The sequence below is a fragment of the Actinocatenispora thailandica genome, from assembly GCF_016865425.1.
Taxonomy (GTDB): domain Bacteria; phylum Actinomycetota; class Actinomycetes; order Mycobacteriales; family Micromonosporaceae; genus Actinocatenispora; species Actinocatenispora thailandica.
In genome coordinates this window covers 5,996,703-6,021,262 of the sequence record NZ_AP023355.1, presented here as the reverse complement: position 1 = coordinate 6,021,262, position 24,560 = coordinate 5,996,703, and the positions used below count along the sequence as shown (strand labels likewise).

Genomic DNA, 24,560 nt, shown 5'->3' with positions numbered 1-24,560 from the left:
ATCCGACGTGCCCGCACAACAACCCGACGACATTGCACCGTCGAACCCGGACCAGCCCCTGGAGCCCGGCGCGCCGGCTTCGGACCGGCGACCGGAAGCCGCCGCGCCGACCTCGGAGCAGTCCCCGGAGTCCGGCGCGCCAGCTTCGGAAGCCGCCGCGCCGACCTCGGAGCAGTCCGCGGAGTCCGGCGCGCCGGCTTCGGACCAGCGACCCGAACCCGCACCCACGTCGGGCCAGGAGGCGGCCGGGTCCGGGCCGGACGGTGCCGTCACCGCGCCGCCGCCGGCGGTTCCCGTCGTGGTGCGGCGGCGGCGCCGGTGGCCGCTGCTCGCCGCGGCGGCGGCCGTCGTCGCGCTGGCGGTGCTCGGTACCGCGGTCGGCATCCCGCTGTACCGCAAGCTGACCGCGCCGCCGCCGACCGAGCGGGTGCTCACCGCGACCGCCGCGCTCGCCTCCGCGCCGGCGCTGCGCCTCGCCGGCAGCCTGTGGGAGATGGACGACGGTTCGGTCGAGACGTTCGACGCCACGGTCGGTGCCGACACCACCACGGTGGGAACCGCCTCGATCGGCGGCGGCAAGGGGGACTTCCTCGTCGGTCCGCGGCTGGTCCGGCTACGGGCCGATCGCCCGTACCTGCTGGCCATCCATCCGGACCAGGCCGAGTACGGGGTGGGCAAGTGGCTGGAGCTGGAGCCGGGGACGCTGAAGGTGGCATTCTCCGAGCTGACCCCGCGCAACGTGGCCAACCGGTTGCAGGAGGGGCTGCTGCCGAACGGCACCGGCAAGCACGCCGCGGTGCCGGCCGACGGCTTCCCGACCCGGCTCGGCCGTACCGCGGTCACCCCGTACCGGCTGCCCGGCGGCGCGGTCGCCTACGTCACGGCGGACGCCCCGTACCGGCTCGCCGGGTTCACCGGGACGACGTTCGGGCTCAGCGTCAAGGGCGAACTGACCGCCGAGGTCTCCGTGGTGGCCAGGAAGCGCTTCGCGGCCGACTACGCCCGGCGGCAGCACGCGGTCGGCGACGCGCCGATCCCGCCGGCGCACTACCTGGCCGATCCGACCAGCCTGAAGCAGGGTGCCTGCACCGAGGTGTCCTGCGCCGAGTCAGCGACGATCGCTGTCGACGGCGGTGACACCAGCCGGCCCGGCCACGCGATCGGTCTGTTCAGCAGCGACTCGGCCGGCAAGCACATCGTCGGCACCTGCCAGGCGAAGCTGCCGAAGCTGGATGCGAACGGATCGGCGCGGGTCTGGTGCACCACGAGGTCGGCGAGCTGGCGGAAGTGGGCCTCGGCGCACCACTCGTCGTACTGGTTCCGGCTGGTCCCGCTGTCCCCAGGCTGGCAGGGCGACGACCTACGGACCGTGCTGCACGTGTTCGGAACCGGCGCGGTCAACGACGACACGGTCACCGGGTACCAGCTGTCGACGACCGGGCCGGGCGAGTTCTTCGGCGCGCTGGATTCGCTGGTCGGGCAGGGCTGGTCGGGCGAGACTGCCTGGCAGGCGGTGTCGAACCTCGCGGCCTCCGGGGCTTTGGGGCTCGCCGAGCCGATGCTGCGGGCCGGTGCGCTGTCGGTCGATCCGAAGGCCGGCGCGGGCATCTTCGAGATGTCGAACCGGCCGCTCTATCAGGAGGCGTGGCGCCGGCACCGGGCGCACGGCGACAAGGTCGCCGTCGGCGGCTACACCGACCCGGCCGGCACGCACCACACCGGTGAGCTGTACGACCTGACGAAGCGGCGGGTCGTCACCACGGTGCCGCTGAACGCCGACTCGGTACGGGGGCTGCGCAGCCAGCTGCTGGCCGCGGCGAAGCGGTCCCGCAGCGTCGACACGCCCGAAGGGTTCCGCCCGGAACTGGTCCTGGTGGCGACGCCGCGCAGCCCGCTCTGCCGGCTGGCCGGCGACGCGGTGGCCGACACGCTGCGTTCGGCCGGTGTCACCGGCAAGAACCTCGCCGGCATCGCGACGCTCACCGTGGTGACCCGGACCGGGGCGATCGCGGTGCGCGCGTCCGACCTGGGCTGACCGCAACCGGTGGGAGGCGTGCCGCGCCTCCCACCGGTACGGGTCAGGAGTGGCCGGAGATCGGCTTGGGCCGGTACGGCTCGGCCAGCGCGGCGAGTTCGTCGGCCGACAGCGCCAGCTCGGTGGCGGCGATCGCGTCGTCCAGGTGGTGCGGCTTGGTGGCGCCGACGATCGGCGAGGTGACGGCCGGCTGGTGCAGCAGCCACGCCAGCGCCACCTGCGCCGCGGGTACGCCGTGCGCGTCGGCGACGTCCGCCACCCGGTCGGCGACGGCGAAGTCGGTCTCGTCGTAGTCGTAGAACCGCAGATTGCCCGGGTCGGTGCGGGCCCGGACGGTGTGCTGCCCGTCCCGGCCGCGGTTGCCGGCGAGGAAGCCGCGGGCCAGCGGCGACCACGGCAGGATCCCGACACCCTGGTCGGCGCAGAACGGGATCATCTCCCGTTCCTCCTCGCGGTAGACCAGGTTGTAGTGGTTCTGCATGGACACGAACCGGGTCCAGCCGTGCGCGTCCGCGGCGTACTGCGCCTTCGCGAACTGCCACGCCCACATCGAGGACGCCCCGATGTACCGGGCCTTGCCGGCGCGCACGATGTCGTGCAGCGCCGCCATCGTCTCCTCGATCGGCGTCTCCGCATCGAACCGGTGGATCTGGTACAGGTCGATGTAGTCGGTGCCCAGCCGGCGCAGCGAGGCGTCGACCGAGTCCATGATGTGCTTGCGGGACAGCCCCCGGTCGTACGGCCCGTCGCCCATCGGGTTGCACACCTTGGTGGCGAGCACGTAGTCCTCGCGGTGCTGGAAGAAGCGGCGCAGCAGCCGGCCGGTGATCTCCTCGCTGACCCCGACCGAGTACACGTCGGCGGTGTCGTAGAAGGTGATCCCGGCTTCGGTGGCGCGGCGGACGAACGGAGCGGCGTCGGCCTCCGGCAGCACCCACTCGCGCCAGTTGACCGGATCGCCGTAGCTCATCATGCCCAGGCACAGCCGGGACACCTTCAGCCCGCTGCCGCCCAGTCGTACGTACTCCACGGTGTTTCCTTCCCCACGAGGCCTGACCGGGCCAGCCTAGGCCGTGGCCCCGGTGCGGCGGCCCGCCGGCATCGGGCCAGCCGGCCGCCGCAGCGGGGCAGCCGGCCGGGCGCGGCGCGGCGGGTGTGCTGCCGGCGGGCCGCGGCGGTGGCAGGATGGGTGCATGGCGGGATCGGTACCGGGCAAGGGGCTCGCGAAGGGGCTGGCCACCACGCTCAAGACGATGGTGCGCCCGGCCGTGACCGAGCAGTACCCGGACGTGCAGCCGGAGCTGCCACCCCGGTCCCGGGGCGTGATCGCGCTGCTCGCGGAGAACTGCACCTCGTGCATGCTGTGCGCGCGGGAGTGCCCCGACTGGTGCATCTACATCGACTCGCACAAGGAGACGGTGCAGGTGGAGGGTGCGGCCAGGGCCCGGCAGAAGAACGTGCTGGACCGGTTCGCGATCGACTTCTCGCTCTGCATGTACTGCGGGATCTGCGTCGAGGTGTGCCCGTTCGACGCGCTCTACTGGTCGCCCGAGTTCGAGTACGCCGAGTACGACATCCGCGACATGATGCACGAGTCGGACCGGCTCGGCGAGTGGATGGCGACGGTACCGGCGCCGCCCGCGCACGACCCGAACGGCGAGCCGGCCAAGGAGGTCACCGCCGCCGAACGGGGCGGCCGCGGTCGCGTCACCCGCCCACCGCGCTGACCCGGCCGGTAGCCCCGGGGCCGCCGAGGGGCGCTCCGGGTGACGGCACACCCGGCCGGCCGGCGCGCGCCGCCCGGCCGGCGGTCACGTCGACAGCAGCGCGGTCAGCTCGTCGGGCGCGGTGAGCATCGCGTCGTGGCCGGTGCCGATCTCGTCCACCGGCCAGCCGAACTCGCGCGCCCAGGTGCCGAAGGGCATCCCGTTGTCCGGCACGCAGACGATCGCCCGGCAGGGCAGCGCCTCGACCCGGCCGGTCAACACGGTCGGTTCGGCGAACGTCCGGCGCGGCTGCGGTACCAGTCGCGGCGTCAGCCAGGCGACCTGGTCCGGGTCGTCGATGCCGACCATCCGCGGCGGCGGCACCGCGATCAGCCCGTTCGCGGTGTTCCGGTCGACCCAGCGGCGGAACGGTTCGGGCGCCAGGCTGTCCATGCTGGCGCCGTCCGGCCCCGCCCAGGCGTCGACCAGGACCAGCCGTGCCACCCGCTCCGGTACCCGGTCCGCCGCCTGCCGCACGACCAGGCCGGCGTAGCTGTGCCCGACCAGTACCACCTCGGTGAGGTCCTCGGTGGCCAGCAGCGCGACGACGTCGTCGGCGTGGGTACCGAGCCCGACGTCGGGCCGCGGTTCGGCGCCGTCCAGGCCGGTCAGGGTCGGGGTGAGGACCCGGTGGCCGGCGGCCCGCAGCCGGTCGGCCACCGGCGCCCAGCACCAGCCGCCGTGCCAGGCTCCGGGCACCAGTACGAACGTGGACATCGGCCCTCCCCGCTCTCGGTTCGACAGCCGTCGAATGTTACCTGCCGTGCAGACATGGGTCGACTGGTTGTCGCGCCACGCGGGGTGACACGGCAGGATGGATCACCATGGGCGGATGGCAACCGTGACGGTCGCGGACGTACTGCTGGTGGCGCTCGGCGTGGTGACGCTGGGCGCCGCCATGCTGGTGGTCACCAGCCGGCACCTGGTCCGGGCCGGGCTGTGGCTGGTGGTCGCGCTCGGCGGGGTCGCCGGGTGCTACCTGGTGCTCACCGCCGAACTCGTCGCCTGGGTCCAGGTGCTGCTCTACGTCGGTGCCGTCGTGGTGCTGCTGCTGTTCGCGGTGATGCTGACCAGGGCGCCGATCGGGCCCAGCACGCAGCTCGACCGGCCCCGGCTGCCGGCTGCGCTGGTCGGCGGCGGCGCCGGCCTGGGGCTCGCCGCACTGCTGGCCGACGCGTACCGGTGGAGCCGGGTCGAGCAGCCGCCGCCGGGCACCGCGGAGCGGATCGGCAGCGCCGTGTTCCGACAGTGGGTGCTGCCGTTCGAGGTGCTGTCCGTGCTGCTGCTCGCTGCCCTGGTCGGCGCGATCGTGCTGTCCCGGCGAGCCGGCGACCCGGCGCGGACGCCGCACGGCGGTGACCGGCCGCCCGCGGCGGGCGGAACCGGCGACCGACCGCCGGCGGCACCGCGAGCCGGGCGGGGTCGCTGATGCATCCGGTGATCCCGTACCTGATCGCGGCGCTGCTGTTCGGCGTCGGCTGCTACGGCCTGCTGGTGCGGCGCAACGCGGTGCTGCTGCTGATGTCGCTGGAGCTGATGCTCAACGCGGTCAACCTGATCCTCGTCACGGCCGACACCAGCGTGGTCGGGGTGCCGCGTTCCGGTCAGGTGTTCGCGCTGTTCGTGATCGTGCTGGCCGCCGCCGAGGTCGGCGTCGGGCTCGCCGTGGTGCTGCGGTTCTTCCGGCTCCGCGGCAGCGTCGACACCGACCTGCTGGACACCCGCCGGGCCGGCCCGGGCCCGGCCCCGAAGGCGCCCGCCGCGGGCACCGCGGCCGACCCGGAGACCGCTGCCGTCACCGCGGCGGACACGGACGCCGGGGAGGCGCGGTGATGACGCCGACGGTGTTGGCGATCCTGCTGCCGGCGGCGCCCGGCGCGGCCGGGTTGGCCGGTCTGCTGGTACGACCGGGTGCGCGGCGGGCCGCGGCCGGTTTGGGCATCGCCGCGACCGCGGTGGCACTGGCCGCCGCGACGGTGCTGCTGGCCACGACGCAGAACGTGGCGGCCGGCAGCACGCTGGCCGACCTGGTGGGTGTGACGGTGCGGGTCGGTGTCTCGGTCGACCCGGTGGCCAGTGCGGTGGCCGTCGCGGTCGGCGTGGTGGCGCTGCTGGTACAGGTCTACTCGGTCGCCTACCTGCGCGGCGACGACCGGTACGGGCCGTACGCGGCGCAGGTGAGCCTGTTCACCGCGGCGATGCTGGACGTGGTGGTGGCCGGCGATCTGGTGCAGCTGCTGGTCGGCTGGGAGGTCATGGGCATCTGCTCGTACCTGCTGATCGGGCACGACCGCAGCCTCGCGACCGCGCCGGCCGCCGCGGTCAAGGCGTTCCTGGTCACCCGGGTCGGCGACGTCGGGTTCTGGCTCGGCGTGATCCTGCTCGGCACCGGCGCGGGCAGCTTCCGCATCGACGACGTGATCACCGCCGCGGCCACCGGCGAGCTGTCCCACGCCCGGGTCACCGCGGCGGTGCTGCTGCTGCTCGCCGGGGTGGCCGGCAAGAGCGCGCAGTTCCCGCTGCACAGCTGGCTGCCGGACGCGATGGCCGGCCCGACCCCGATCTCGGCACTGATCCACGCCGCGACGATGGTCGCCGCCGGCATCTACGTGGTCACCCGGCTGTACCCGCTGTTCGTCACCTCGAAGCCGGCGCTGGTGGTGCTGGGGCTGATGGCGGCGGTGACGATGCTGCTCGGCGCGCTCGCCGCGACCGCCGCCGACGACCTCAAGCGGGTGCTCGCCTGGTCCACGGTCAGCCAGCTCGCGTACATGGCCGGCGCGCTCGCGGTCGGCTCGGACCGCGCCGCGATCTTCCACCTGCTCACCCACGCCGCGTTCAAGGCGCTGCTGTTCCTCGCCGCCGGCTCGGTGATCCACGCCGCCGGCAGCAACCTGATGAGCCGGATGGGTGGGCTGCGCCGTGGCATGCCGGTCACGTTCGTGACGATGACGATCGGGTTGGCGGCGCTGGCCGGGGTGCCACCGTTCTCGGGCTTCTGGAGCAAGGACTCGATCCTGTCCGCCGCGCAGCAGGCCACCAACGGCCTCGGCGCCGCACCCGCCCTGATCGGCTGGCTGGTCCTGGTGTGCGGGCTGGCCACCGTCGCGATCACCGCCTGGTACGTGACGCGGCTGTGGCTGCGGACCTTCTTCGGTGCCCGGCGCGGCCCGGCCGGGCACGAGCCGGCCCGGTCGATGTGGATACCGCTGGTGCTGCTCGCGATCCCGGCGACGCTGCTCGGGCTGATCGAGCTGGTGCCGAGCCACAACCCGCGCGCCGACTTCGGCTGGTTCGCCTACACGCCGCGCAGGTACGCCGAGTACCTGCCGTCCGGGGTGCCGGGCAGCCACCTGCTGCCGATCGGCCGGCAGGACCTGGACCCGGTCACGATGGGCATCGGGCTGGCGCTCGTCGCGCTCGGGGTGGCCGCGGCGGTGCTGGTCTGGCGCCGGGACACCGCCGCCGATCCGGCCCGGGTGCTCGGCCGGGCGGCCCCGGTACTGCGGGCCGGGTTCCGGTTCGACGACGCGCAGCGCGCCCTGGTGGTGCGGCCGGTCCAGGCGCTCGCCACCACCGTGTGGCTGGGTGACGCGCGGGTCGTGGACGGGGCGGTCCGCGGCGTCGGATCCGGCGCGGTGCGGCTCGCCCGGCGGCTGGCCCGGCTGCACACCGGCCTGCCCCGCTCCCTCGTCGCGGTACTCGGCGGCGCGGTGCTGCTCGCGCTCGTCGCCGTGCTCGTCGGAGGTGCGCGGTGAGCCGGCCGGCGAGGCAGGGAGGCGGCGGGCGGTGCCGGCGCGGGCTTCCGGCGGAGGGGGGCGGCCGATGAGCGCGCTGTTGGTGGTGTTGCTGGCGGTGCCGGCGCTCGGTGCGGTGCTCGCCGCGCTGCTGCCGGACCGCACCGGCCGGCTGGTCGGTACCGGCGCGGCGGCCGTCGCGTTCCTCGCCACCCTGCCGCTCGCCTGGCACGGCACCCCGGCCGGCCACCATGCGATCGCCCCGTGGCACCAGCTCGACCTGGCGTGGGCGCCCGCCCTGGACATCCGGTTCCACCTCGGGGTGGATGGCATCTCCTGGCCGCTCGTGCTGCTGACCACGCTGCTGACGTTGCTGTGCTGCGGTTACACGGTCCGGCGCGCGCCCGGCACGCTGCCCGGCCGGTACCTGGTGGCGCTGCTGCTGGTGATCGAGGTCGGCATCGTGGGCGTGTTCGAGTCGCTGGACCTGGTGCTGTTCTTCGTGTTCTTCGAGGTCGTGCTGCTTCCGATGTACGCGGTGATCGTCGGCTGGGGTGGCCCGGGGCGCCGGGCCGCGGCGACCAAGTTCGTGCTGTACACGCTGTTCGGGTCGGTGCTGTTGCTGGTCGGCGTGTTCGTCGTCGTGGTGCACGCCGGGACGGCCGATCTGGTGACGCTGTCCGATCGCGGCGGCGCCGGGCTCTCCGGCGGTACCCAGCTGCTGGCGTTCACGCTGCTCGCGGTGGCGTTCGCGGTGAAGAGCCCGCTGTGGCCGCTGCACACCTGGCTGCCGGACGCGCACACCGAGGCGCCGACGGTGGGTTCGGTGATCCTGGCCGGCGTGCTGTTGAAGATGGGCACCTACGGGCTGCTGCGGGTCGCGGTCGGGGTGCTGCCGGACGGCGCGCGCGCCGCGTCCTGGGTGCTCGGCGTGCTGGCCACCGCGGCGATCCTGGTCGGTGCGCTGGTCTGCCTGCGGCAGACCGAGCTGAAACGGCTGATCGCGTACTCGTCGGTCGGTCACATGGGTTTCGTGGTGCTGGCCGTCGCCACCCTGACCGGGACCGGCTTCCAGGCGGCGCTGATCGGCAACATCGCCCACGGGCTGCTCACCGGGCTGCTGTTCTTCCTGGCCGGCGCGATCAAGGACCGCACCGGTACCGGCGAGCTGGCTCGGCTCGGCGGCCTGCGCGAGGTGGCGCCGGGGCTGGCCGGGCTGCTCGGCTTCGCCGCGATCGGGTCGCTCGGCCTGCCCGGCCTCGCCGGCTTCTGGGGCGAGTTCTTCACCGTGTACGCGGCGATCCGGCACGGCGGCCCACTGTGGATCCTGTTGGGTGTGCTCGCCGCGTTCGGCGGCGCCCTCGCCGCGGCGTACTTCCTCCGGTTGCTGCGCCGGGTCACGCACGGGCCGGCCGCCCCGGCGATCGCCGCGCTGCGCCCCCGCGCGCTGACCCGGCCGGAACTGGCCGCCTGGTCTCCGCTGGTACTGCTGGCCATCGCGGTCGGCGTGGCCCCGGCGCTGGTGCTCGCGCTCACCGCGCCGCCGGTCCGCGCCCTGATCGAGGTGGTCGGCCGATGAGCTGTGCCGCCCGACCCGACCACCCGTTCGCGGGTGCCTTTGCTCTGGACACCTATACGCACCACCGAGTGCTTCGCTCAGGTGCGCAGAGCAAAGGGCGCCGAACACGGGTGTGCCCCGCCGCCGTGCCGGTGGCCGCACCGCACCGGAAGGTGACCCGATGAGTCTGGTGCAGTCGGTCGACCAGGTGGCGCTCGCGCCGGCGTACGTCGCCGCGCTGACCGCGGTCGCGGTGCTGGTCACCGACCTGGTCGTGCCGGGCCGGCGGGTGCCGGCGCTGGTCGCCGCCGCGCTCGGCACCACCGCGACCGGCGTCGTCGCCGTACTCGTCGGGCTCGGTCCGGCCCGCGCCACCTTCTGCACCGCCGGCGGCACCCTGCCCGGTGGGGTGACCGTCGGCCGGTCCTGCTCGTACGTGGCGGACCACGTCGGCGCCCTCGTCGCCGTGCTGTTCTGCGCGATCACCCTGGTCGTACTGGCGCTGTCCACGCCGACGCTGGCGGCCCGGGTGGCGCCGAGCGGCGAGTACCTGTTCCTGCTGACCGCCTCGCTCACCGGCGGCGTCGTGCTCGGCTACGCCCGCGACCTGATCACCCTGATCGTCGCGGTCGAGACCCTCACCCTGCCGCTCTACGTCCTGATCGGGCTCCGGCACCGCGCGACCCGCCGGTCCGGTGCCGGCACGCCGGCCGACCCCACCCGGCCCGAGGTGGTCGGCGACGGGACCGGCGAGTCCGGTGCCGCCGACGACCCGCGCGGGCCGGCCGAAGCGGCGTCCGGTGCGCTGACGTTCTTCGTGGTCTCGGCGGTCTCGACGACGGTGACGCTGCTGGGCGCCGCGTTGCTCTACGCGTTGACCGGCGCGGTGCACCTGGACCGGATCGCCGCGGCGCTGGCGCACCGGGACGACCTGCACGGCGTACCGCTGACCTCGGCGGCGGTGCTGCTGGTGCTGGTGGGGCTGGCGTTCAAGCTGGCCGCGGTGCCGTTCCACGGCTGGGTGCCGGTGAGCTACGACGGCGCGCCACTGCCGGTCACCGCGTACCTGTCGACCGCGTCCAAGCTGGGCGGCGTCGTCGCACTGCTGTACGTCACGGTGTTCGCGCTCGGCCCGTGGTGGTCGGTGGTCGGTCCGCTGCTCGCGGTGCTCGCGGTGGCGAGCATGACGGTCGGTAACCTCGCCGCGCTGCGGCAGCGCCGCATGGTGCGGCTGCTCGCGTTCTCCTCCGTGGCGCAGGCCGGGTACCTGCTGGCGCCGCTCGGCGCGTTCGCCGCGGCGAACGGCGCCGCCCGGCACACGATGACCACCGCCACCCTCGGCTACACGATCTTCTACCTGCTGCTGGAACTCGCGGCGTTCGGTGCGCTGATCGCGCTGCGGGGCGCCGGGTCGGGCGGCGAGATCGACGACTACCGGGGTGCCGGCCGGGTGCGGCCGGCGACGGCGGCGGCGTTCGCGTTCGCCCTGATCGGCCTCGCCGGGCTGCCGCCGAGCCTGGCCGGCCTGTTCGCCAAGATCACCGTGGTGCGGGCGGCGCTCACCGGCGGTACGACCTGGCTGGCCGTGCTGATCGCGCTGAACGCGGTGCTCGGCCTGGTCTACTACCTGCGCGTGGTGGTCGTGCTGTGGCGCACCGGCGAGTACCGCCCGGTGCCGGTCCGGCCGCTGCTGGGCGGCGTGCTCGCCGCCGTCACGCTGGCGGCCGTGCTCGCCGGCTTCGCCCCCCAGCTGGTGCTCGACGCTGCCGCCGTGCTGCGCTGACCCGGCGGTACGTGCACGCCCGACAGGCAGCGTTTTCCCAGCTCGGTGTCAGAAAACCGGGGCATGCTGGAGTCGGCCCCGGAATCCCCGCCGGGGATGAAAAGGCGTCGGCGTGGTGTTGAACCAGCCGATCGCCACGTGCAGGGAGTGATGACGGTGACCGTACATCGGCACCACAACGGCCTCCGCACCGCGCTGCTGCTCGGGCTGCTCACCGCGCTGATCATCGGCATCGGCTATCTGATCGGCGGTACCAGCGGCCTGGTCATCGCGGTGCTGATCTCGCTGGCCATGAACGCCGCGACGTACTTCTGGTCGGACAAGATCGCGCTGCGCTCGATGCAGGCCCAGCCGGTGTCCGAGGCCCAGGCGCCCTGGCTGTACGCGATGGTCCGGGAGCTGTCGACCGCGGCCAAGCAGCCGATGCCCCGGCTGTACATCAGCCCCACCGCGCAGCCGAACGCGTTCGCGACCGGCCGCAACCCGGCCAACGCTGCCGTCTGCGTCACCGACGGCATCACCCGCATCCTGACCCAGCGTGAGCTGCGGGCGGTCATCGGGCACGAACTGTCCCACGTGTACAACCGGGACATCCTGATCTCCAGCGTCGCCGCGGCGCTCGGCGGCATCATCACCGCGCTGTCCTACCTGGTGTGGTTCATCCCGTTCGGCCGCTCGGAGGACGACGATGGCCCGGGCATCCTCGGGGTGCTGGCGATGCTGATCCTCGGCCCGATCGCGGCCACCCTTATCCAGCTCGGCATCAGCCGCAGCCGGGAGTACGAGGCGGACGCGGACGGCGCGCGGCTGTCCCAGGACCCGCTGGCGCTGGCCAGCGCGCTGCGCAAGATCGACGCCGGTGCCCAGCAGCTGCCGCTGCAACCGACCAGCCAGCTGCAGTCCAGCGCGCACCTGATGATCGCGAACCCGCTGCGTGCCGCCGGCGTGGCGAAGCTGTTCTCCACCCACCCGCCGATGGCCGACCGGATCAAGCGGCTGGAGGAGCTGGCGGTCTCCGGCGACCAGTACCGCGCCGTCGACCGCTGATCGGGAGAAGACCAACCACGAACCGGCCGCCCCACCCGGCCCGATCCGCGCGGGGCGGCCGGTTTCCTGTCGAATGGATACGGTGCGAAGCATGATCTATCTGGTGCGACACGCGCAGCCGATGGTGCGCCGGAAGGTCGCACCGGACCGGTGGCAGCTGACCGCGGACGGCCGGTCGGCCGCCGCCCGGCTGGCCGGCCGCCTCCCGTGGGACCCGTACCTGGTGGCGAGCGGCGAGCCGAAGGCGATCCAGACGCTGCAGTGCGCGTACCCGGGCCGCGCGGTCGACGTCGACCCGAGGTTCGGCGAGGTGCGCCGGGCCGAGCCGGTGGACGACGGGTACGCCGAGCGGCGCCGCCGGTACGTCTCCGGCCTGCTGCTGCCGGGCTGGGAGCTGGCCTCCGCGGTCGCGGCCCGGTTCGCCGCCGCGGTCACCGACCACCTCGGCCGGGCCGACGGGCGGCCGCTGGTCATCGGTACCCACGGGATGGCGCTGACGGTGTGGCTCGCCGCCCTGCTGCCGGCCGCGCTGACCGCCGGCCCGGCCGAGTTCTGGGCCGCGCTGGCGCTGCCGGACGTGCTCGCCGTCGACCCGTCCACCGCCACCGTCGTCCGCCAGGAGGGCTGACATGACCGACGCTCAACTGTCCACAATGGATGGATCTCGGGGCGAGATCACCGTGTACCGGTGGCCGCATCCCGCCCCGACCCACCGGGTGCTGCTGGTGCACGGGTACGGCGAGCACCTCGGCCGGTACGACCACGTCGCGGCGGCACTGCACGCCAACGGCGCCGAGGTCGTCGGACCGGACCATGTGGGCCACGGCCGGTCGGCGGGCGAACGGGTCCTCGTCGCCTCCTTCGACGACGTGCTCGCCGACCTGCGCGCCGTCGCCGACCAGGCCGGAACCGACCTTCCGGTGGTCCTCGTCGGGCACTCGATGGGCGGCATGATCGCCGCCCGGTACGCCCAGCTGCACGGCGCCGAGCTGACCTCCGTCGTACTGTCCGGCCCGGTGCTCGGCAGCTGGGCACCGGTGGCCCTGGCCGACGGCGAGATCCCGGACGAGCCGCTCGACGTCGCCACGCTGTCCCGCGACCCGGCGGTCGGGGAGCGGTACGCGGCGGATCCGCTGATCTGGCACGGCCCGTTCAAGCGGGCGACGCTGCGCGCCATCGGCCGCTGCCTGGACGAGATCAACGCCGGCCCCCGGCTGACCCCGCCGACCCTGTGGCTGCACGGCGCCGACGACGAGCTGGTACCGATCGGGCCGACCCGCGCCGGCATCGACACGATCCGCGGCGAACGGTTCGAGCAGGTCGCCTACCCGGGCGCCCGGCACGAGATCTTCAACGAAACCAACAACACCGCGGTGCTCGCCGACGTCACCGCGTTCATCGCCGGTACGCTGCCCACCGGGTGACCGGGTGACCGGGTGACCGGGTGACCGGGTGACCGGGTGACCGGGTGACCGGGTGACCGGGTGACCGGGTGACCGGGGCCGCCCGCCAGCAAGCTCCGGAGCGGGAGGTGCGCGATGTCGGCCGAGTCGGACCGGATGTGTGCGGCCTGCGGCGCGCTGCCCGGGGCGGCCGAGACCTACCCGTTCGGCGACGGGGTCGCCGTGTTCAAGGTGGGTGGCAAGATGTTCGCCCTGGTACCGCTGGGCGAGCAGGCGGCCAGCATCAGCCTCAAGTGCGACCCCGACCTCGCGCTGCACCTGCGCGACCGGTACCCGGCGATCACCGCCGGGTACCACCTCAACAAGCGGCACTGGAACACGGTCCTGCTGGACGGCTCGGTCCCCGACGACGAAGTGCTCGAACTGATCGACCACTCGTACGACCTGGTCCTGTCCGGCCTACCGAAGGCGCAGCGCGCGAAACTGCAGCGCTGAGGCCCCGGTCGACCTGCCGGCGGCCGATCGGCGGCCGGTTGGCGGCGGCAGCTTGGCGGCCGGCAGCTTGGCGGCCGGAGCCTACCGGTAGTTGGTGAACTGCAGCGGGATGTCGAAATCGGCGCCCTTGAGCAGCGTGATCACCGCCTGCAGATCGTCCTTCTTCTTGCCGGTGACGCGCAGCTGGTCGCCCTGGATCTGCGCCTGCACGCCCTTCGGCCCCTCGTCCCGGATCAGCTTGCCGATCTTCTTCGCCTTGTCCTGCTCGATGCCCTGCACCAGCTTGGCGCTGATCTTGTACGTCTTGCCGGACTGCTGCGGCTCGCCCGCGTCCAGCGCCTTCAACGACACGCCACGCTTGACCAGCTTGTCGCGGAACACGTCGAGTGCCGCCTTCACCCGGTCCTCGGTCTCGGCGACCAGCGAGATCGCCTCCTCGCCGGACCAGGTGATCTCGGCGCCGGTACCGCGGAAGTCGAACCGCTGGCTGATCTCCTTGGCCGCCTGGTTCACGGCGTTGTCGACCTCCTGCCGGTCGACGTTGCTGACGATGTCGAAGCTCGGATTCGCCACGGACAGTGCTCCCGTACTGCGTCGATGTCGGTTGATCCACCCTGCCGCGAGGAGCCCGGCGCACCGCCGGCCGCCCCCGCGCCGCCTCGACGCTACCCGTTTGCGTACCGCCCCGGGTGTACCGCTATCCTTCTTCCGCACCCCGCGTTTCGCGCGAGGTGCTGTGCCCACGGCGGGTTGCCCGAGCGGCCAAAGGGAGCGGTCTGTAAAACCGTCGGCTACGCCTACACTGGTTCGAATCCAGTACCCGCCACACCAGGGCTTCAAGGCCCCTGACCAGCAGAAATGCCGGTCGGGGCCTTCCTCGTACCGTCCAGCGGTTCACGACCGTTCACGGCCGTTCGCGAGCGCTCAGGGGCAGGACAGGGGCAGTGATCTTGCGCCGCCCGGCCCGACGGCGCGCCGCCCGTGTGACTCCAGGCACGTGCTCCGGCCACGGTGACGGCCCACGGACGGTGACCACCGGTCCCGGGGGCAAGGCGGCCCCGGTCTTGGGCCGCCGCGGCAGCGATCGCCCGCAAGCACCGACCACGGCAACCGCGCAGGGCGATCGTCGGCCTCGCGCCGAGACGTCCGCCTGGTCCTGGCCGCCGTAGAGCGCTGATGGCGCCGGTGGGGCGGCGGCGTACCGGCCCGTAGGCGCCAGCCGAAGGGCCGGGCCTTACCGCCGCCCCACCGGCGCGCGCCGCGCTCGCGCGGCGCCTTGATCCAGTAGAGACCAATTCGGCAGTTTGGACGATTGGATATCTCCGACACATCGATAGCCTGTGGCTAGGCAAGCTGCCCATATCGCGGTTGTGGCTGGGGGTTCTGATGGAAACGGATACGTCTAGCGCTCTCGATACTTGTCGGAGTGTATTCGGCGACAGATTTGTGTCGCACGTACTCAATTGTGACCGGCTCGACGATGCTCGATTGAGCGAGGTGCAGTCAAAGTTCGCGGGTGGGTTGTCAGAAGCTGCGATAAGGATCTCGCAAGCTCCTGCACCTGAAAGGCCGTTCATCGTGCAACGGTTTATTGGCGAGGCGATAGATGGGCGTGATGAGACATTCTTGACCTACGTGCGTTCGGCTTGCGGTGTAGAGATTCCTCAGTACGCGGCGAGTGACGATTTCGAGCGAGTGCTCCTACAGGTCGGGTTTGATATTTTCCCAGCGCTGCTGCTTGAGTTGGAAGCGGGTGATAATACGTCGCCGTATCAGGCGAGCCTTGTTTTAAATAGCATCTCGATTCCGATGCATGAGCGAATGGTCCAGGCGGCTATTGAGGTCGACGAATTTAGGCGTCTCTTCCCTGACTATCAGCCGGAATCAATTGTGAAACTCGAACCGCTTTGGCGGGTTAGTGCATTTGTACAATGGTTGAGGGGTGACGGAGGTTCAGTTACGCTTGGCATGCTTCCAGCCTCCGTAGTGGCTCACGCCGTCACAATGACCGGAATCCTCAATGAGATCACCATTGAGGAATGCTTTTTAAATATACGGAAGGCGATCAAATTAGCTAAAGGCCTCGCGTCCGGAGCCTCGTGTAAGATCCCGCAAGTCGTAGGCCTGTCTGGCGTCCGACTCGAAGATGATGTGCCGAAGATCGAGTTGTCTGGCGCAACTCTCACTAACGCAAATTCCTTCTCGGCTGGCTATCTGCGAGGTTGGGGTTCCGCTAGGGATCCAGCGGCCGTGCTGGTAGTCGATGTGGATGAGGAGATCATTAAGTTATCGAAGGATGTGGAGTCGGCGATCAATAACTCTCCGATCTCCATGCTTCCGGGTAGTGCATCCCGGCGGGCTCGTGACGATGTGATTGAGCAGGATCGGAAGGAAGTCGATCTAGCGCGATACGCACTATTGCTGGCGTCACCTTTTGGAGAAATTTATGCTTCGCAAGTCGAAGTCGCAACAGTTCTAAATCCGGTCAGAGCTAGTGGGTCAGCGCAGGTTCCTGTCGGGATTCGGCACGGCGGCTCCTCCGTGGAAATCGGTGCTGCCTGGGTTTCTGACATTCAGATGCTTAGTAGTCGAATTCGTGAGAGCCACCCCTCTTCTCTTAACATTGGGATAAAGCGGCTACTTTCTGCGGCGGCTGATCGAATAGACCCGATGGATTCGTTTATTGACGCTGTAATGTGTTGGGAAAATTTGTTCGGCGGTGCGCAAGAGACAACATTCAAAGTGTGCGCTTCACTTGCAATGATGCTGGAACCTGATGACGTCGAACGTCGACGTGCGCTATTTAAGAAGGCTCAGGATCTGTATAACGCTCGCAGTAAGCTCGTGCACGGCGTCAGTGAACCGAGCTTTGAAACTGCGCAGGAGTATCGCCGAGACGCGCTATTGATTGCAATGCGAGCATTGAGGCAAGCTTATTCTTTGCCAAGATTCCTGGCCTTGAAGGGTTCTGTTGAGCGGCACAAGTATTTTTTACTGAACTTTGGCTCTAACGGGGAGCCTATGGATGGCATTGCCCCTTCCTAGGGTGGCCGGCTTAGTGCCGCCGGCCATGCGTCCGCTAGAGTTAGGTATTCACTGGTGCATGACCGGAGGTGGCCATGACGTCGGCGCAGAGGGCGCGGGTGGGGGCTGAGCTGCGCCGGATCCGGCTAGCCGAGGGGCTGTCCGGAGAGGATGTCGGGGCGGCGCTGGGGTGGTCGCAGTCGAAGGTGTCCCGGATCGAGACGGGGCGGTTCGGGGTGAGCATCCCGGACCTGTCGGCGCTGCTGAGCTACTACGGCGTGCCGGAAGAGGTCAAGGCGGAGCTGCTGTCGACGGCGGCGGATGACGCCGGGATCGACGGGGCGTGGATCGTCCGGGCCGGTGGCACGCCGCGGCGGCAGGGCGAGGTGCAGGCCGTCGAGACGCAGTTGAAGCGGTTCCGGCAGCATCACCCGTTGCTGGTGCCGGGTCAGTTGCAGTCGGAGGAGTACGCGCGGGAGAACGCCCGGTTGGGGGCTGGCCTGACCCGGACGGCATCGCCCGGCGCCGAATGGTGCGGCAGGAACTGCTGGAGGGCAAGGGCGCGCCGCGCTATGAGGTCATCCTCGACGCGCGGGCGCTCTGGTACTGGCCCGGCGACCGGTCGGTGATGAAAGGCCAGATCGATCACCTCATCGAGCGGGCCGCGCTGTCGTCAGTGACGTTGCGCGTGATCCCGTTCGGGGCGGACCGCTCGGCCGTGGCGATGGCGCCGTTCATCCTCTACGACTTCACGAAGCAGACGAGTCCGCCGGTGGTGTTCCTGGAGGCGCAGACCTCGGACACGTACCTGTCGGATCCGAAGGACGTGCAGACGTACTCGGAGCTGTTCGACAAGCTTGCGGCGGACGCTCTTGATCATGCGGAGTCGATCAACTACGTTGCGTCGCTGGGTAAGGAAATCCAGTCCTATCGATCCCGAGGAGGATCACGTGGCAAGCGTGCCTGACTTCGGCAATGCCAAGTGGCGCAAGAGCAGTACCAGCGACTCCGGCGGCTGCGTCGAGGTCGCCTACGCGGACGGCTTCATCGGCGTACGCGACACGAAGGACCACGGCGCCGGCCCGGTCCTGACCTTCAACCGGCATGAGTGGACGGCGTTCCTCGAAGGCGTGGGCAACCGCGAGTTCACGTTGGACGAGCTGAGCAAGTAGATCGATGGCCACCGGTACCGACGAACGGCAGACCGTGCGTAAGCGCGGCCTGGCGCCGCTGCTCGCCTCGACGGGCGTCACGGTCACCGGTGACGGCATCTTCGCCGCGGCGGCTCCACTGCTCGCGGCATCGCTCACGCGCAACCCGGTCGCTGTCTCTGCGGTCTCCGCGGCCGGGTACGCGGCATGGTTCCTGGTCGGCCTCCCGGCCGGCGCGCTCGTCGACCGGTGGCACCGACGAGCCGTGATGATCACGGCCGACCTGGCGCGCTTCGTCGTCCTGGGCGTGCTGGCGCTCCTGCTGGTGACCGGGCACGCGACGGTCGGCCTGCTGATCGTGGCCGTCTTCCTGGTCGGAGTCGGCGCCTGCTTCTTCGAACCGGCCGCGCAGGCCGCGGTGCCGGCGGTCGTGGGACGGGACAAGTCGGCGCTGTCCCGCGCAAACGGCAAGGTCTGGGCGCTCGACACGTTCGGTCGATCCCTTGCGGGGCCACCGATCGGCGCCGCTCTGTTCGCGGCCGTGGCCGCGTTGCCGTTCGGTCTGGACGCCGTGTCCTTCCTCGTCTCGGCCGTGCTCCTGATCGGCCTTCCGGCCGGCCGCGCCAAATCGGCGGCAACCGAGCCGATCCTTCCGGCCGTACGCAACGGGGTCCGCTACCTCGTCCGCTCGGCCGAGCTGCGGACGCTCTCGCTCGGGATGGCCGCGTACAACTTCGGCTACAACGTGGCGTTCGCGACGCTGGTGCTGTTCGCCGAGGACATCCTTCACCTGGGCAACATCGGCTACGGCGCGCTCGTCGCGACGGCGGCTGTCGGCGGCATCGTCGGCGGCTGGCTCGGGCCGCGGGTCGGTCAACGCATGTCTGCCCGGCGCGTCTATGCCGTGGCGCTGCTTGCGCAGGGCGGTGCCTGGGCGTTGATGCTGTTCGGCAACCCGTGGGTCGCCGGCGTCGCCCTGGCCGTCGTCGGTATCGCGTCCACCACGGTCAGCGTCGTGGGCGGCTCGGCGCGGCAACTGCTCACCCCCGACAACATGCTCGGCCGGGTCACCGCGGCGACCCGGCTGCTCGGCATCGGCTCCGCGGGCATCGGCGCCATGGTCGGTGGCGCCATCGCGCACGCCGGGACGCTGCACACCCCCCTGATCGTCGCCCCGATCCTGCTCGCCGTGCTGTCGGTGGTGTTCGGGCTGCGATCCAGTACGACCTGACCGGAGGCGGCGATGGCCCGCGGTGACGCTCACATCGGTACTCGGGTCCGCTACTGGCGTGGTCGCCGTGGCCTGTCACAGGTCGCGCTCGCCGGTCTCGCCGGTATGAGCCAGGCGTACCTGAGCCAGATCGAAACCGGCGCCCGTACCGTCGACTCCCGCGCCACGCTCGCCCGCCTCGCCGAGGCGTTACAGGTCACCACGGCCAGCCTCGAAGGCCAACCCGCCGACCCGCGCACGCCGGAGCACTCCAGCGCATCCGCCGCGATCCCAGCGGTACGCGCCGCGCTCGTCGCCGCATCGCTGGGGGATGACGTCACGACCGGCCGCGGCGTCGACGAGCTGGCCGCCGAGGTCGACCGCGCCGTTCGGCTCCGCACCGAGGCGGACTATGCGCGCCTCACGCCGCTACTGCCCGACCTGATCAGCGACCTGCACGCGGCGACGTGCTCCGCCGACGAGCAGACCGCGCGCACGGCGCTTCGGCTCATGGTGTCCGCGCTGTACTGCTGCACGTTCACCGTGAAGTATCTCGGCTATCCGGACCTCGCGATGGCCGCCGCCGACCAGGCGCAGCGCGCCGCCGAACGGCTCGACGATCCGACGGTCCGCGGCATCGCCGACTTCGTCCGCATCCAAAGCCTTCCACCGGAGCTGGGCCGCCTCGCCCGCCACCTGTCCGCCGATGCCGTCGACCGCCTGGCGGTCCTCGCCGACGACCCCACCGCCGGCCAGGTGTACGGCATGCTCCACCTCGTCTCCGCCCGCGTCGCCGCCGTCGACCGCCGCACCGCCGACGTCGCGACTCATCTGGCCGAGGCCCGATCCATTGCGACTCGGCTCGGCGAAACCACCGACGGCGGCCTGGTCGCTCTTTGGTTCGGCCCTACCAACGTCTCCTTCTGGGAAACCGCGATCGCCGTCGAACTAGGCGAAGGCGGCCGAGTCCGCGAACTCGCCGCCGGCGTCACCCCCGACGCCGTACGCTCCGCCACCCGCCAAGCGTCCTGGTACGCCGACCTCGGCCGCGGCCTGGCCCAAACCCGCCGAGCCGACCAAGAGGCCGTCGCACACCTAGTCCGCGCTGAGCGCATCGCCCCACAACGCGTCCGTCTCAATCCGGCCGTGCGCGACACCGTCTCGCTGATTCTGCGCCGTGTACGACAGAGATCTGTGAGCTCAGACCTCCGCGCGCTCGCCGAACGAGTGGGTACCGTTCAAGGCACTTAACCAACTATGCAAACGATCAGCGTAGGATAAGTTGATAGGCTCGGTATCGGGCGATCTCGGGTTTCCCAGTTAAGAGCCCAGCAGCTTAACCTTGGCAGGGCCGGGATGCCGAATTGTCGGCACCGTTGGATTCTCGATGCTGAAGTCCACCTGTGCGTAGTCGCTGCGATACGCGGTCGGCAAGCTGTTGTCGGCAATAATGATTTGGATCTTGGCTCGGTTAACACCAATGCGTGAAAACTCCCTATTTGTGTCGGCCAGGGCGACCAAACGCCGGTACAGTGCTTGGGAGAGCGCTTCAGAATCATTCACAGATTGCCGAGGGCTATCGACTAGTAGAAATGCGGGGTAATGCGTCCAACTATGCTTCTGTGCAACCGCGAGCAGTGTCGCCCAATATGCGGTCTGGGCCGCCGTTGTGATGCCGCCGCCTCGCGGGCCGTGCTTGCGCCATGGGGTTCCATTGATAACTGGCAGATAGGTTCTTGAGTCGATCGATGCGGAGGTGATGCCGGGTACCCCAAGAAGCGAGATCGTATGACCATATTCCTCGTTTAGGTCTGAAAAGATTTGTTCACGCCGTTCTTCGAGTGCCTCTTCCAGACGTTGCAGTTCCGCCTTAGCGTTCTCGCGCTCAGACCGAAGTTCCCTTGCAGCTAGTTCGAGATCTTGTAGCCGGTCCCATTGGCGCAGGGTCCCCTCCATTTCCCGTTGTAGTGATCTTGCCTCGGCAAGCCTCTCGCTAAGGTCAGCGAATGCTTGTAGTCTTGGCGTGATGCGCTCACGAGTTCGGCTTTCAATTAGCGCTGTCAGTTCGGCAACCCGTCGCACTGCTGTTGCTTCTGTGTTGCTCGTTTCTTCTATCTGAGATGAAGCTGCATGCAGTTGAGACTCGATCTCGTTAAATTGGTCTCTTAACTGTTTGGATTCGTATTGGTCGAACTCGGCGGTCCCTGCTGGTGCCGGATCTGGCTGAAGGCAGACGCGGCATGCTCCCGTGGGAACTTCGCGGGTCGCAAGTGACTGGACGCAGCGGGGGCATACTTCAAACTCAATGTCGGCAAGACGGTGGCCGGCATCGGATATGCGGCTCAGGCGGTCGAGGTCGTCCTGAACTTGCTGCAATTCGACGCGGTACTCGCGCTCCCGCCGCTGGAGGGCCACTACTTGTGACCGACAATCAGCAACGGTACGTTCGGTGTCGGCGAGAAGATCGCGAAGCACGCTAGTCTTCCGATCCTCGACCGGATCGAGTGCGGCACGCAGTTCTGTAATTCTTACCTTCGTCTTTGCCTCGACCGACCTGGCTTCTTGCACAAGAGAATGCGCATTTTCCTGTGTCGTCGTATTGCTAGAAGCTAAGAATCCTGCCACGTTCCTAGCCTCTATTTCTGCTGTATCAATCTTTCCTTGAAGCTCATTTATCAATGAGCGCTGATTCAGTGTATCGGCATCGGTAAGGCCAAACAGTAGTTCAAATACTGCCTTGCGTTTCGGTTCTCTAACTGATTCGTCGCTATGGGCAATGTCCCGATTTATTTCTCGTTGGGGCACATAGAGAAATCCGAAGATGTCGATGAACGAAATTCGCGAGCCCGTGTTGCGGCTGACATTGGTGCGCGAAGGTGCTCTCATGTCGTCCGGCAATCCGAGCGCCGAGAGGAGGAGGCTGCTTAGACGAGGCTCAGCATTTGTCGTGTAATGATCAGCTAGTCTCTCCCGGGCTACTAGATCGATTACCCGGACAGTCTTTCGTTTGCTCGGGTCGATCGTCCGCGCCAACCTGAAACGACTATCGCCTAACGTTGTGTCTATTCGGACCTCGACAACGTAGTCACGGGCGACCTCTGCGATTTCGGCTTCTCCTCCATAGCCAAACTTGACCAACTCAAGTAGAGTTGTTTTACCGACACCGGTTGGTCCTGCCAGTACGGAGAGGTCGGAGGGAAATGTGTATCTCACCTCGCCCTCGGTGGTCTGGAGGGTTACTGCGTCCAGCCTGAAGGTAGTTGTCATCGAATAACCTGCCGATGCGGGCGGTCCATAAGACCTGCGAGTCTCTGATAGATTAAGTCTTTGAGGTTTGATCCAGTCAGTCCAGCACTGGCATCCGCGATCGCTCTACTGCGGCTGGCCATAATTCGCCACTCATTACTCGATGACATTTCCGCCGTCAGTCTTTTTCCCGCTGGCGTAGAGACAAGCGCGACGCTGCCCCGCCGACCACGCGCGTAGCGCACAAGACCCCGGCCTACCAAAGCTCCTATCATCGGATAGTATCGATCGTCCCAGGGGCCAAATTTGTATCTAATCATTGGCGCTTCGACTGATGTAGGCTCGGCCAGATCGCGTCGCGTGAGATTGAGTCGGCGATCGTTTGGGTCGAGGTCGTCTAATACGAGATGTGCAAGAGCTGGATAGCGCAGCAGGAAGTCCAGTTTGGCTAGCTTCGTCAGGCCATCAAGCTTTCCCTGATGCCCCCTCAGCGCGCTAACTGCTGTGATCAGAAGGAGCACTCGAGCTTGGTGGTAGGCAAGGTCCTCCCGCAACAAGGCGTACTTGTCTGGCTGTGGAGTCCTCGCGTACTTGTTTGGCTCCGGAGCCGCCTCGTTGTTCATGCCACTTGTCCTTGTTGGGCGTGCAGCATGGCGGTTTCGATATCGAATCGCTCGCTGAACCAAACCTGGCACTGACTCGATAAATCGCAGATGCCTCCGAGCGCCAGCTCCTTGTCCATTCGTGCAGGCAAAAGGTCCTCTCGGAGAGCTTTAATCCGCGACTGAATCTCGGTCCAAAACTGAGCGCCCCATATCTCACCTGGAACCATTACGCTGGCGGTGGCCTCGTCGCTTATGCGTAGAAGAAGTCGACGCAGGGAATCATGTTCGAATCTTGCGGAGTGGTCAACTTCTTGACTGGTTCGCCAGTACGCCCGGTAATCTAAGCGAAGCTGTTCAGCCCGCTCAACTGAGTTGTCGGAACAACCGCCTTTGGCCATTTTCAGCCCCAGACGACTTGGCGGCAATGGAGGCGGAGTTGAGAACGGTTCTGTTATTGACATTACTGCAATTTCTATGGCTATAGCGATGTCGGGTATGGGAACGATCCGAGCGCACAAGTTACTCTCAGTATTGGCGATCTGTCCGGTTTTTGTAGGCCGCCATTGCATGAGGCGAGGAAGTGATCCGTCTGGTGTAGGGCCCGCTGCGCGCATACGCTCGCGAAACAGCCCAAGCACCGCATTCCATATTTCGCTAGAGCGTTCTTCTTCATACCCCATGACTCGAAGTACGGGGCCGACGTACATCGATGGCGCGGCATGCCCTATCTCCGTGCGTAATGGTGGGTCACAATCTATTTCAAGGATCGCTAGAAATCGCATTGCCTGAGCTGTATGCGTCTGAGTTGGCTCTTCAATGGGATTCCCTGTCGCACCCGTCCACTCCGTTGGCAGCCCCGACTCATGCTCACCAGGTTTATACCCCAAGAGGCATTTGACGAAATCATCTATAACAGCTCGTTGATTGCTATCCACATTGAACGGCACTTTGTTAAGGCGCTGGCTGCGGAGCGTCTGGCAGGTGTCGATTAAATTCTTTGCCTTGCCCTTCAGGCCCGCTGTTGTCACTACCCGACAAGTTGGTTTCTCATGCAGGGCACACCAGCGCCCGAAGAGGTGTCCGCAACCTCCCTGGTTCACAAGCATATTTACAGTGGTGTATGCACCAAAAGAGCGTTCCCGGTGTTTGGCCGAGATGAGTTCAGCATCATCGTCGATGCATGTAACCCAGTCTTCATGTAGTTCGCAAATTATTCGACAGAATGGTCCGTCGTCGAGTGAGCCTTTGCTTAATACGTCATAGAGCAGCCGCAGGCCATGTGCGGCCGCCATGGCTGCCTGCCAGTCGTATCGGTCGGCGGTATCTGCACCAGAGTCATCTGGTTGTGGGGTAGATACGACAAGCGCAACTGCGGTAGGTGAGGGCGCCTGTGTGTCGTCCGGCATCTAACGGATACTAGGCGAAGCTGCCCACTTTGGGTATCCCCTCCGTGTACCGAACGCGACCCTACATTCGGCTCTCTGGACCAGGCTTCGGCTA

At 68.5% G+C, this 24,560-nt stretch carries 20 protein-coding genes, 1 tRNA gene and 2 pseudogenes; 17 read left to right on the top strand and 6 right to left on the bottom strand.

Annotation, left to right across the window (positions count from 1 at the left end):
- The first annotated feature begins 298 nt into the window (after positions 1-298).
- Positions 299-2,035, top strand: a complete 1,737-nt coding sequence (locus tag Athai_RS26960) for a hypothetical protein (RefSeq protein WP_203964076.1) — start codon at positions 299-301, stop codon at positions 2,033-2,035.
- A 43-nt stretch (positions 2,036-2,078) separates the two neighbouring features.
- Here Athai_RS26960 and Athai_RS26955 read toward each other — a convergent pair whose 3' ends face one another.
- The gene (locus Athai_RS26955; RefSeq protein WP_203964075.1) at positions 2,079-3,065 is read right to left on the bottom strand and encodes an aldo/keto reductase; all 987 of its coding nucleotides are present in this window, start codon (positions 3,063-3,065) and stop codon (positions 2,079-2,081) included.
- A gap of 163 nt (positions 3,066-3,228) precedes the next feature.
- On the opposite strand from Athai_RS26955, the pseudogene Athai_RS26950 reads away from it, so the two are divergent.
- Positions 3,229-3,805, top strand: a pseudogene (locus Athai_RS26950) (NuoI/complex I 23 kDa subunit family protein).
- A gap of 41 nt (positions 3,806-3,846) precedes the next feature.
- On the opposite strand, the gene Athai_RS26945 reads toward Athai_RS26950, so the two are convergent.
- On the bottom strand, positions 3,847-4,518 hold the full coding sequence (locus Athai_RS26945; protein ID WP_203964073.1) for an alpha/beta fold hydrolase: 672 nt from the start codon (positions 4,516-4,518) through the stop codon (positions 3,847-3,849).
- 124 nt (positions 4,519-4,642) lie between these two features.
- Between Athai_RS26945 and Athai_RS26940 the strand changes: the two genes are divergently transcribed.
- From Athai_RS26940 to Athai_RS26900, 9 genes are all read left to right on the top strand, one after another.
- On the top strand, positions 4,643-5,230 hold the full coding sequence (locus Athai_RS26940) for an NADH-quinone oxidoreductase subunit J family protein (protein ID WP_203966253.1): 588 nt from the start codon (positions 4,643-4,645) through the stop codon (positions 5,228-5,230).
- A complete protein-coding gene (nuoK, locus tag Athai_RS26935; protein WP_203964072.1) occupies positions 5,230-5,634 on the top strand; it encodes an NADH-quinone oxidoreductase subunit NuoK in 405 nt (134 codons plus the stop codon). The genes Athai_RS26940 and nuoK overlap by 1 nt, the downstream gene beginning before the upstream one ends.
- On the top strand, positions 5,631-7,559 hold the full coding sequence (locus Athai_RS26930) for an NADH-quinone oxidoreductase subunit 5 family protein (protein WP_203964071.1): 1,929 nt from the start codon (positions 5,631-5,633) through the stop codon (positions 7,557-7,559). The genes nuoK and Athai_RS26930 overlap by 4 nt, the downstream gene beginning before the upstream one ends.
- Before the next feature lie 67 nt (positions 7,560-7,626).
- Positions 7,627-9,117: a complex I subunit 4 family protein gene (locus Athai_RS26925; protein ID WP_203964070.1), complete on the top strand. Its 1,491-nt coding sequence runs from the start codon at positions 7,627-7,629 to the stop codon at positions 9,115-9,117.
- A gap of 160 nt (positions 9,118-9,277) precedes the next feature.
- Positions 9,278-10,879, top strand: coding sequence for an NADH-quinone oxidoreductase subunit N (locus Athai_RS26920; protein WP_203964069.1), 1,602 nt, complete (start codon positions 9,278-9,280; stop codon positions 10,877-10,879).
- A gap of 156 nt (positions 10,880-11,035) precedes the next feature.
- A complete protein-coding gene (gene htpX / locus Athai_RS26915; protein ID WP_239157194.1) occupies positions 11,036-11,926 on the top strand; it encodes a zinc metalloprotease HtpX in 891 nt (296 codons plus the stop codon).
- A 91-nt stretch (positions 11,927-12,017) separates the two neighbouring features.
- On the top strand, positions 12,018-12,554 hold the full coding sequence (locus Athai_RS26910) for a histidine phosphatase family protein (protein WP_203964067.1): 537 nt from the start codon (positions 12,018-12,020) through the stop codon (positions 12,552-12,554).
- Position 12,555: 1 nt separating this feature from the next.
- Entirely contained in the window at positions 12,556-13,350 is a 795-nt protein-coding gene (locus Athai_RS26905; protein WP_203964066.1) for an alpha/beta hydrolase, read from the top strand.
- 114 nt (positions 13,351-13,464) lie between these two features.
- On the top strand, positions 13,465-13,824 hold the full coding sequence (locus Athai_RS26900; RefSeq protein ID WP_239157193.1) for an MmcQ/YjbR family DNA-binding protein: 360 nt from the start codon (positions 13,465-13,467) through the stop codon (positions 13,822-13,824).
- Between the two features lie 81 nt (positions 13,825-13,905).
- On the opposite strand, the gene Athai_RS26895 is transcribed toward Athai_RS26900, so the two are convergent.
- On the bottom strand, positions 13,906-14,397 hold the full coding sequence (locus tag Athai_RS26895) for a YajQ family cyclic di-GMP-binding protein (protein WP_203964065.1): 492 nt from the start codon (positions 14,395-14,397) through the stop codon (positions 13,906-13,908).
- Between the two features lie 171 nt (positions 14,398-14,568).
- Between Athai_RS26895 and Athai_RS26890 the strand changes: the two genes are divergently transcribed.
- The 6 genes and pseudogenes from Athai_RS26890 to Athai_RS26860 all read left to right on the top strand — a co-directional run bounded on the left by Athai_RS26890 (position 14,569) and on the right by Athai_RS26860 (position 20,460).
- A tRNA-Tyr gene (locus Athai_RS26890) sits at positions 14,569-14,650 on the top strand.
- Positions 14,651-15,312: 662 nt separating this feature from the next.
- The gene (locus Athai_RS26885; RefSeq protein ID WP_203964064.1) at positions 15,313-16,869 is read left to right on the top strand and encodes a HEPN domain-containing protein; all 1,557 of its coding nucleotides are present in this window, start codon (positions 15,313-15,315) and stop codon (positions 16,867-16,869) included.
- Between the two features lie 74 nt (positions 16,870-16,943).
- Positions 16,944-17,815, top strand: a pseudogene (locus Athai_RS35400) (helix-turn-helix domain-containing protein).
- Positions 17,799-18,020 (top strand): DUF397 domain-containing protein, encoded by a 222-nt coding sequence (locus tag Athai_RS26870; protein ID WP_239157191.1) that lies wholly within the window; start codon positions 17,799-17,801, stop codon positions 18,018-18,020. The pseudogene Athai_RS35400 and the gene Athai_RS26870 overlap by 17 nt, the downstream one beginning before the upstream one ends.
- 4 nt (positions 18,021-18,024) lie before the next feature.
- On the top strand, positions 18,025-19,230 hold the full coding sequence (locus Athai_RS26865) for an MFS transporter (protein ID WP_203964062.1): 1,206 nt from the start codon (positions 18,025-18,027) through the stop codon (positions 19,228-19,230).
- A gap of 12 nt (positions 19,231-19,242) precedes the next feature.
- Complete coding sequence (locus Athai_RS26860; protein ID WP_203964061.1) at positions 19,243-20,460, top strand: helix-turn-helix domain-containing protein; 1,218 nt, start codon at positions 19,243-19,245, stop codon at positions 20,458-20,460.
- Between the two features lie 69 nt (positions 20,461-20,529).
- Here the strand turns inward: Athai_RS26860 and Athai_RS26855 are convergent, their stop codons facing one another.
- Genes Athai_RS26855 through Athai_RS26845 form a run of 3 tightly spaced genes read right to left on the bottom strand, consistent with a single transcriptional unit; the run spans position 20,530 to position 24,466 of the window.
- A complete protein-coding gene (locus Athai_RS26855) occupies positions 20,530-22,476 on the bottom strand; it encodes an AAA family ATPase (protein WP_203964060.1) in 1,947 nt (648 codons plus the stop codon).
- A complete protein-coding gene (locus tag Athai_RS34485) occupies positions 22,473-23,078 on the bottom strand; it encodes a hypothetical protein (RefSeq protein ID WP_239157190.1) in 606 nt (201 codons plus the stop codon). Before Athai_RS34485 ends, Athai_RS26855 begins: the two co-directional genes overlap by 4 nt.
- Entirely contained in the window at positions 23,075-24,466 is a 1,392-nt protein-coding gene (locus Athai_RS26845; RefSeq protein WP_203964059.1) for a hypothetical protein, read from the bottom strand. The genes Athai_RS34485 and Athai_RS26845 overlap by 4 nt, the downstream gene beginning before the upstream one ends.
- Positions 24,467-24,560 lie beyond the last annotated feature (94 nt).

What these genes read in the sequence shown, in the direction of transcription:
- Athai_RS26945 (WP_203964073.1), bottom strand. Translation starts at nt 4,518, where the DNA reads ATGTCCACGTTCGTACTGGTGCCCGGAGCCTGGCACGGCGGCTGGTGC.
- nuoK (WP_203964072.1), top strand. Translation starts at nt 5,230, where the DNA reads ATGCATCCGGTGATCCCGTACCTGATCGCGGCGCTGCTGTTCGGCGTC.
- Athai_RS26925 (WP_203964070.1), top strand. Translation starts at nt 7,627, where the DNA reads ATGAGCGCGCTGTTGGTGGTGTTGCTGGCGGTGCCGGCGCTCGGTGCG.
- Athai_RS26920 (WP_203964069.1), top strand. Translation starts at nt 9,278, where the DNA reads ATGAGTCTGGTGCAGTCGGTCGACCAGGTGGCGCTCGCGCCGGCGTAC.
- Athai_RS26910 (WP_203964067.1), top strand. Translation starts at nt 12,018, where the DNA reads ATGATCTATCTGGTGCGACACGCGCAGCCGATGGTGCGCCGGAAGGTC.
- Athai_RS26905 (WP_203964066.1), top strand. Translation starts at nt 12,556, where the DNA reads ATGACCGACGCTCAACTGTCCACAATGGATGGATCTCGGGGCGAGATC.
- Athai_RS26900 (WP_239157193.1), top strand. Translation starts at nt 13,465, where the DNA reads ATGTCGGCCGAGTCGGACCGGATGTGTGCGGCCTGCGGCGCGCTGCCC.
- Athai_RS26865 (WP_203964062.1), top strand. Translation starts at nt 18,025, where the DNA reads ATGGCCACCGGTACCGACGAACGGCAGACCGTGCGTAAGCGCGGCCTG.
- Athai_RS26860 (WP_203964061.1), top strand. Translation starts at nt 19,243, where the DNA reads ATGGCCCGCGGTGACGCTCACATCGGTACTCGGGTCCGCTACTGGCGT.
- Athai_RS26855 (WP_203964060.1), bottom strand. Translation starts at nt 22,476, where the DNA reads ATGACAACTACCTTCAGGCTGGACGCAGTAACCCTCCAGACCACCGAG.
- Athai_RS34485 (WP_239157190.1), bottom strand. Translation starts at nt 23,078, where the DNA reads ATGAACAACGAGGCGGCTCCGGAGCCAAACAAGTACGCGAGGACTCCA.
- Athai_RS26845 (WP_203964059.1), bottom strand. Translation starts at nt 24,466, where the DNA reads ATGCCGGACGACACACAGGCGCCCTCACCTACCGCAGTTGCGCTTGTC.